Origin of the sequence: Peptoclostridium litorale DSM 5388, from assembly GCF_900141635.1 — a bacterium.
Lineage (GTDB): Bacteria > Bacillota > Clostridia > Peptostreptococcales > Peptostreptococcaceae > Peptoclostridium > Peptoclostridium litorale.
The window spans coordinates 185,304-193,885 of sequence record NZ_FSRH01000007.1; the positions used below are offsets into that span (position 1 = coordinate 185,304).

Below are 8,582 nucleotides of genomic sequence, written 5' to 3' on the forward strand. Positions count from 1 at the left end.
GTCGAAAGTGATTTAATCCATTATAGCAAATATATACCTGCATTTCTACACTTGATGATCACGATTATTAAACAGTCGGCATTTAGGACTTGCGCTTCCACAGCATAATTTTTTTTAAAACAAAACAGCGCGGGGCCATTGCAATGGCCCCGCGCTGTTTTGTTCATACTTGCCTATTAAACTGTATTGTACCAATGCAATGTTTTTTATTCAACACCCCTGTAGAAGTGTCCGTTTGTTATGCCCCTGTCCTTTAGCTTTTGATAAACTCCACTTGTATACTCGTCCATTTCAAAACCGTCCTCCACGGCCTGTATGTGGGCCTTTACAATTTCTTTTGAATCATCAGGGCTTTCAAGCGCAAGGTCTATTTTGAATATGCCAACTCCCGCCTTGTATACGTCCCTGAGTCTGTCGAGCATGCAAAGTGTTTTGGAATTGTATATTATGCTCCTGCAGCCATTTGCCTTTCCAACTGGGAACACTTCGTCCATTTTGTCCCTTATTGCATATGAACCTTCGTTTACGCATTTGCCATCCGCTTTGCCTCCTGTGCACTCTCCTGCAAGAGTTCCGACAAGGCAGTATTCGCTTATCATGAGTGGAAGCCTTCCGTATACAAACGCTTCCACCGTGCCCGACTCCTTGTCGCAGGCATTTTTGATATCCGATATGTTAAGCTCAGGTGATATGCATACAGATCCTGATCCTTGTAAAGTCAAACTGCCTGCCGAATACGAGTTGAATACGTTGAGGCCATGGTCGCAGCAAAAGCTTGCTTCAATGCCTTTTACGGCGCCAATCTGACCGTGGGTTGAAACGCAAAAATCGCTTACGCCAGCTCCATTCAGCCTGTCTATAAGACTGTATTCTTCATTTCTCATCACTCTCGGAAGAGAGCATATGAGCCTTACGCCCTTTTCACGGCATATATTTGCGGCCTCCTGTATGTCCCTTTCGCATTCAAAGTACATTGCGTCAATAAGGTCTGCATCTTCCAGCTCCATAACCTTTTTGAGCTGTTCTATTCCGTATGCCTTCACCCTTATCTGCGGATTCTCCGGCAGTTCTTTTCCGATTTGAGAATTAAGTTCAAACATGCTCAGGTCTTCTTCAATGTAATTCCTGCCCTCATTCATTATAGCTCTCATTTCGTCAAGCCTTTCTATGGCATCCCTTCTCATCTCGTTTATGAGCTTTACGGGCATGCTTAGGCCTTCTTGTACATCAACTTTGGCTGATTCTATCTCATAAGGTGTGCCGCCAAGCTTTTGAAGCTGCTGCATTATCTTTTCGCTGCTCATTGCAACCTTGAGGGCCTTTTCCGCCGGCGTCTCCCCTTCTACGCAGACTTCATTTGCCCTGTTGTCTCTCATTGAAAGCTTAGGATACTTTCCTATGCTGACACTGAATTCCATATTTATTAAGGCAGGCCTGTTTTCAGCTCCGTTTTTATATGTCTGCTGGGCCTTTTTTGTAAGCTCTGCATCCAAGTTCCTGTATATCACTTCACCTTCTGTTGCAGTTCCTATATAGTCAAGTTCTACAGTCTGGCCGGCATCCGCATAGTTGCTCGGCATTCCCTTTATTAGAACTCTTCCGACAATTCCCCCCACAGTGAGCCCGTCTCCCTTGGATATTCTCTTTTCAAGCTTTATGCCAAGCCTTTTTCTTCCCTTGTCAAGATACTCCACTGTTCCTATTCTGATTCCCTTTTTGCTCTGGTTGTTTGTGCTTATTATTCCGCCGTTTGTCTCATCAAACATGTATCCCTTTGTAAATCCCCTGCTGAATATCGAATTCAGCTCGTCAATGTCGTCCTGTGATACAGTACTTTTTCCAGATTCAATATAAGACTGCGCAGCCTTTTTGTATATCCCAGTCACGGTGGCAACGTATTCGGGCTTTTTCATCCTTCCCTCGATTTTAAGCGAAATGGCTCCCGAATCTATTATCTTCCCTATCTCATCTATTGTGCACGTATCCATAGGGCTCAGCACGTACCTGCCGTCCGTACGGATGGTCTCTCCGCTTTTAGTGTTTAAAATGTCATATTCCTTCCTGCACGGCTGTGCACATTTGCCCCTGTTTCCCGACCTTCCGCCTATCATGCTGCTCATGAGGCACTGTCCCGAGTAGCATATGCAAAGCGCACCGTGTACGAATATCTCTATTTCGGCCTTTGCATTCTTGCTTATATGGCTTATCTCATCTATTGAAAGTTCCCTTGAGAGAACAACTCTTGAAAAACCCATATTTTCAAGGAATTTGACGTCTTCAAGCGAATGGGCGCTCATCTGTGTGCTGGCATGGATTTCAAAATCCGGATAACGCTTTTTGACCTCAGCTGCCATTCCAATATCCTGAAGTATGAGAGCGTCGACATCTTCGCCGTATAGGAAGTCCACATACTCCATGAACCCTTTGGCTTCCTTTTCCTTTACAAGCGTATTCACGGTTACGTATACCTTTACGCCTCTTATATGTGCATATCGCACGGCCTCCATTATTTCATCCCTGTCGAAATTATCTGCAAATGCCCTGGCGCTGAACTGCTGTCCTCCTATATAGATTGCATCCGCACCGCTTTGAACTGCGGCCACGAATGCTTCAAACGAGCCTGCCGGCGATAGTATTTCAATTTTCTTCAAAATATCTCCTCCAAATTTACCTTTAAAAGCCTCCAGGTTTGTGTCCTGGAGGCTTTTGTTAGGCGTTCTTTTCCATTTTTACTATTTTCATCTGCATCTGATACAGCCTGTTTTGAAAATCTGTGACTATTTCTTCTGCATCCCTGATTTTTTGGTCTTTTTCCATAATCTGGCCCGAAAAATCCTCTTTTTCCTGTATAAGCTCTTCTTCCCTGGCCATGTATTCCTCAAGGCTTGTCTTAAGTAAACTGATTTGCTTTTCAAACTCCTCAATCTTTACCCTTTTCTCTTCCAGCTCGCTTTGTAGCGACCCTAACTTGTCATTTGCACTTTCCAAGTCTTTGAGAGGTCCTTTTATCTGTTTGTTTATGGCCTCAATCTCTTCCGTTTTTTTGAAAAGCTCATTTGCAATATTCACTGAAGTGAGAACTGCTGACATGGTGGTGCTGAGCCTTGGATTGGATTTTATAACTTCCTGCATCTTTTCATCAACAAAATTGCCTATCATAAGCATGTGCTCTTTAGACTCAGATGCACACATGTTGTATTCCTGACCGTTTATCTTAATGCACACTCTATTCATATGCTCATCCCCTCGGTATATACTGCTTACTACTAATTATATTTTATATCTTGCTAAATTTAAAGGCTATATATAATATTATTGTAGTTTTTTTAGTCTATAAGCAGGCCTGCTTAATCTCTAAGCTTCGCCTCGAGCTGACTTTCAAGTTTTTCAACTATTACAGAATGTACCTTTTCAACTTCTTCGTCGGTAAGAGTCTTTTCTTCGCTCCTATAAGTCAGAGAGTATGCAACTGACTTGTGTCCGCTTTCAACCTGCTCTCCCCTGTATACGTCAAACAGTTTGAAGCTTTCAACAAGCCCTTGAGAGTTGTCTCTTATTATGTCCTCTATCTGCTTTACGAACACTTCTTCCTTTACTACAAGCGCTATGTCTCTGCTCATTGCAGGGTATTTTGGAAGAGGCTTGTATATTTTCATATCCCTTGCGAATGTAAGCATAAGCTCAAAGTCAAGCTCAGCAACATAAACCCTTCTCTTTATGTCGTAGTTTTCAAGCACGTCAGGATGAATTTCTCCAAAGGTTCCAAGAGTATAGCTTCCGTTTACTATGTTTGCACATCTTCCAGAGTGGAATGTAGTGTGGTTCTTTTCAGGTATTATCTCGCATCCCTTTATTCCAAGCTTTTCAAACAGCGCCTCCACTATTCCCTTTAAAGTGAAAAAGTCTGCTCCCTCTTCATACAGCCCTATGCATACCGCTTTTTTCTCTATAGGTATTATCTCGTTCACGGCCATGAATGTGTTTCCAAGCTCGAACCCTGCGAATCTTTCAACCTTCTTTGAATTGTTCGTGCTTATTACCTCCATCATGTTAGGAATAAGAGTAGTTCTCATAACGCTCGTCTCTTCTCCAAGAGGGTTTAAAAGCTTCATGAAATTGTTCTTTATGGAAGTCTCACCTATGTTTATCTTCTTAACGCCTTTAGGGCTTACAAACGAATAAGTAAGTATCTCGTTCACTCCCGCTCCCGTAAGCATGTCCTTTATGCTGTCTTCAAAAAGCTGTCCTATTGTCTTTAGACCCATTGTGGTAATTCCATGTATCATGTGAGAGCTTATGTTGTCATATCCGTATATCCTTGCAACTTCTTCAAGCACGTCGGCTTCGTGCTCCATATCAAGTCTGAAAGTAGGAACCTTTATGCTCAATTCGTCCGAGTTGAGAGTACATTCAAACTCAAGGCTTTTGAGCATTTTTGCCATTTCTTCCCCTGGTATTGTGTCTCCAAGAAGCTTGTTTATCCTGTCTACCGAAACCTCTATATTCTTGCTCTCAACCGGATTTGGATAGTTGTCCTCGTATCCTCTTAGTATAGTTCCCGATCCTGTCTGCTCTATAAGCTGTGCAACTCTGTTTAGCGCGGTCTCAACAAGATTTGGATCTACTCCCTTTTCAAATCTTGAAGACGCTTCAGATCTTAGTCCAATCCTTTTTGAAGTGGCTCTTATGCCTGCCTTTGCAAAGTTTGCACTTTCTATAAGAAGTGTTTTAGTGTCGCAGTCAACTTCCGAATTTGCCCCGCCCATTATTCCGGCTATCGCAAGTGATTTTTTCTCATCTGTTATAAGAAGCATTTCACAGTCGAGCTTTCTTTCCTTGTCGTCAAGAGTGACTATTGTCTCTCCCTCTTTGGCTCTTCTAACTATTATGTTTTCGCCCTCTATCTTTTCAAGGTCGAATGCGTGAAGCGGCTGTCCAAGCTCAAGCATTACATAGTTTGTTATGTCTACTATGTTGTTTATAGGTCTCATTCCGGCCTCTATAAGCCTTCTTTGCATCCAGTAAGGAGACGCCTTCACTTTTACATCCTTTACTATTCTGGCTGCATATCTAGGGCAAAGGTCCGCATCTTCTATTTTGATTCCAAATTTCATATTCTCGTCCGACTCTTTAACGCTTATTTCTGGATATTTCATATCTATTTTAAGCGTCGCGGCAGCTTCTCTTGCTATTCCTACCATGGACAGGCAGTCAGGTCTGTTTGAGGTTATCTCGAATTCAACTATGGCGTCGTTTATGTCAAGAAAGTCCCTTATGTCCTTTCCAAGTATGTCTTCCTCAGAAAGCTTGTCTTCCCAGTCTATTATATATATTCCATCCCTCTTGTTTTCCTCTATCATGCTCTCGGGAATTCCAAGCTCGTTTGACGAACACATCATGCCCTGCGACACTTCGCCTCTTAGCTTTCCTTTTTTTATATTCATTCCGCCTGGAAGAATAGCACCGTGAGTGGCTACAGGTATATAGTCTCCCTCGCACACATTCTTTGCGCCTGTAACTATTTGTATATGCTCGCTTCCAATATCAACCTGGCACACTATAAGCTTGTCCGCATCAGGATGGGCTTCTATTTTAAGTATCTTTCCTACCACTACGTTTTTTATTTCCTCTCCCAGATATTCAACCGCTTCCACCTTCGAACCAGTCATGGTCATCATATCTGAAAACTCTTTTGCATCCACATCTATATCAACATATTCTCTAATCCATTTTAATGGCGCTAACATAAAAATACCTCCTCATTTTTTGTAATTGATTAAAACTGATCTAAAAATCTCATGTCGTTTTCAAAGAAAAGTCTTATGTCGTCTACTTCGTATCTAAGCATCGATATCCTGTCAACGCCCATTCCAAATGCGAATCCGCTGTATTCCTCAGGGTCTATGCCACAGTTTCTAAGTACATTTGGGTGAACCATTCCTGCTCCAAGTATTTCTATCCAGCCTTCGCCCTTGCACATAGAACATCCCTTGCCGCCGCATTTGAAGCATGTAACGTCAACCTCTGCGCTAGGCTCTGTGAATGGGAAGTTGTGAGGTCTGAACTTTATTCTAGTTCCCTCTCCGAAGAAGTGCTCTGCAAATGTCTGAAGCGTCCCCTTGAGCTCAGCCATTGTAACGTGCTTGTCTATGACAAGTCCCTCAAGCTGGTGGAACATTGGAGAGTGAGTTGCATCAGGAGTATCCGATCTGAAGCATCTTCCCGGTGAAATTATCTTTATAGGAGGCTTAACCGATTTCATAGTCCTTACCTGCACAGGAGATGTCTGAGTCCTCAGAAGAAGGTTTTCGTCAAAATAGAACGTATCGCTCATATCCCTCGACGGGTGGTCCTTAGGTGCATTAAGTGCATCGAAGTTGTTGAGCACAGTCTCTATTTCAGGTCCTTCTGCAACCTTGAAGCCCATTCCCATGAATATGTATTTAAGCTCGTCAAATACCTGAGTTACAGGGTGCTTTCTTCCGACAGACACCTTCTTTGCAGGCATTGTAACGTCTATTGTCTCAGATGCCATTCTCTTCTGCTTTTCAAGCTCTTTCATCTGTATTTTCTTTTGTGATATCGCCTCTTCAAGCTCTTCTCTTACCTCGTTTGCAATTTTTCCCACAACCGGTCTTTCTTCGCCTGAAAGGTCCTTCATGCCCTTTAGTATGGCCGTTATTTCGCCCTTCTTGCCAAGCACAGAAACCCTTATTTGCTCTATTTGGTCAATGCTGTCGCTCTCACTTATCTGCTGCATGACTCTTTCTTTTATGGATAATAGTTTTTCCTTCAATTTTTTCACCCTTTCATGTAATTATATTTAGCTGCCTAAAAGCACTTTTGAAACTTTCCTGCAACACAAAAAGCCTTCCATCTCAAAATAGAGACGAAAGGCTGTATTCTTCCGCGGTACCACTCTAGTAGTTTTCGCAGTGCGAAAACCCCTCATGAAGACTTAACGCGTCCAACTCGTCAAAAGCTTACACACCTTGCGGCTTCAGCCATGATGCTCAAAAGCGAACTTCCAATGCGCCTGTTTCGGGATTGCTTTCAGCCAAGGCAATCTTCTCTTTTTCCACAGTATGCAGTGTACTCTCTTTATCAATGCATTTACATGTTTTATTTGATTTTGCAAATTATTATATCATATAAAAATTTTATTTACAAGGTATACAATTATATTGAAATTCATAGCATTTTTTATAAACTCCAACAAATAAAGCCGCTACTGAAGTAGCGGCTTTATTTCCAGTCTTTATCTTAAGAATTTCGAAACAAACGGGGAAGTTTCTCCTCTTCTCATAAAATGTCCCGAAGGCCCCTCTCCTAAGAATTCAGAGAACCAAGATTCATGTTCAATTTCTTCATTGAGTATTGCCAATGCCAAGTCGTAAGTCCTGTGGTCTTTGCCCGCTGTCATGTTGCATATTTCAGTATAACCTCTGACAGCACATCTTTCTGCGTTCACTAAAACCTTTAGCATCTCTTCAACATTTGTTGGGTCTGCTGGTAGATTTGCTGGAGGACATGCCGATATATCGTGAAATTCCTTCATGTCATCTGGCAGCTTTCCTCCAAGCTCATATATCCTTGGCACAAGCGCCTCAAAGTGATTCCTGTCCTCTATGCGTGCAACCTCGGCTATTTCTTTTACGCCTTCTCCTTTAAGTCCAATAAGGTTGGCACGAAGAATAGTGTAATAATAATAGGTAGTCAGCTCTGCAGATGCGTTTTTTATCAGCAGTTCAAGTAGCTTATCAACATCAACACCTGATTTTTCAACCATCTCTCTCGCAACTCTTGCCATCTTAAACAACACTCCTTTCGAATTTTGAATCATCATATTTTTATATTCCATCATCAAATCAAAATCCTTCGAAAATATATATTTCAATTTTTTTATAAATACCCCTTATTTTTCCATTTAATTATCCTTTCATGAATTTTTCAAATTACATACTTCAATTAATTTTAAACAGAGTTACTACAGATAAAATGTGTGAATAAAGCGCAGTCAAAATAAGAATAAAAATGCCATAATTACAAATTAAACAGAGGAGTTAAACTAATGTTTGATTGGCTAGAACATTAATGTATGCTTGGATTTTCTGTAATGATGTTCCTTGATGTTGCATTAGGATAACATAGTGATTACAGTAAAAAACTTCTATCAAAAATGTAATTCCTCTGTTATTCAAGAGGATATAAGCAAAGCATTCGATATGAATCCATAAGCTGTTGCGCAGTATTCTCAAAATACAAAATAAGGGAACCTCTTCTGATATGATACCTCCAAAGTAGACAGTCTAATTAATTAAAATTAGACAAACTACTTGGAGGTATTTTTATGGGGAGAAAACCGAAATTCAGCAAAGAAGAGAAAATAAAAGTATGCGAAGCTTATAAAGCTGGAGAAGGAAGTTACAAAAGTCTTGCAAAGAGTATTGGTGCAAGCAGCATTACTATTAAAAAATGGTACTTGTTGTATATGTATCATGGCGCTAGAGCGTTTGAATACTCCAACAGTAATGCGTCATATACTAAAGAATTTAAATTGGAGATTGTCGAAGCGTTCATAA

The 8,582-nt window shown here is 41.2% G+C and carries 6 protein-coding genes and 1 other annotated feature; of the genes, 1 reads left to right on the plus strand and 5 read right to left on the minus strand.

Going from position 1 to position 8,582, the window contains the following annotated elements:
• Positions 1-206: 206 nt before the first annotated feature.
• The 5 genes from BUQ87_RS08490 to dps all read right to left on the minus strand — a co-directional run bounded on the left by BUQ87_RS08490 (position 207) and on the right by dps (position 7,897).
• Positions 207-2,651: a U32 family peptidase gene (locus BUQ87_RS08490; protein ID WP_038262432.1), complete on the minus strand. Its 2,445-nt coding sequence runs from the start codon at positions 2,649-2,651 to the stop codon at positions 207-209.
• A 58-nt stretch (positions 2,652-2,709) separates the two neighbouring features.
• Positions 2,710-3,234 carry a cell division protein ZapA gene (locus tag BUQ87_RS08495; RefSeq protein WP_038262430.1) on the minus strand — a complete coding sequence of 175 codons (525 nt, stop codon included), beginning with the start codon at positions 3,232-3,234 and terminating at the stop codon, positions 2,710-2,712.
• A 113-nt stretch (positions 3,235-3,347) separates the two neighbouring features.
• Positions 3,348-5,747: a phenylalanine--tRNA ligase subunit beta gene (gene pheT, locus BUQ87_RS08500; protein WP_038262427.1), complete on the minus strand. Its 2,400-nt coding sequence runs from the start codon at positions 5,745-5,747 to the stop codon at positions 3,348-3,350.
• Positions 5,748-5,776: 29 nt separating this feature from the next.
• Entirely contained in the window at positions 5,777-6,796 is a 1,020-nt protein-coding gene (pheS, locus tag BUQ87_RS08505) for a phenylalanine--tRNA ligase subunit alpha (protein ID WP_038262424.1), read from the minus strand.
• 86 nt (positions 6,797-6,882) lie between these two features.
• Positions 6,883-7,117, minus strand: a binding site (T-box leader).
• Positions 7,118-7,258: 141 nt separating this feature from the next.
• Entirely contained in the window at positions 7,259-7,897 is a 639-nt protein-coding gene (gene dps, locus BUQ87_RS08510; protein WP_207647179.1) for a DNA protection during starvation protein, read from the minus strand.
• 453 nt (positions 7,898-8,350) lie between these two features.
• Between dps and BUQ87_RS08515 the strand changes: the two genes are divergently transcribed.
• Positions 8,351-8,582 (plus strand): transposase (locus BUQ87_RS08515; RefSeq protein WP_143182436.1); only part of this gene is annotated, 232 nt, incomplete at its 3' end.

Bases quoted from the DNA above. Each gene is read 5' to 3' on its own strand.
- BUQ87_RS08495 (WP_038262430.1), bottom strand. From the start codon at position 3,234: ATGAATAGAGTGTGCATTAAGATAAACGGTCAGGAATACAACATGTGT.
- pheT (WP_038262427.1), bottom strand. From the start codon at position 5,747: ATGTTAGCGCCATTAAAATGGATTAGAGAATATGTTGATATAGATGTG.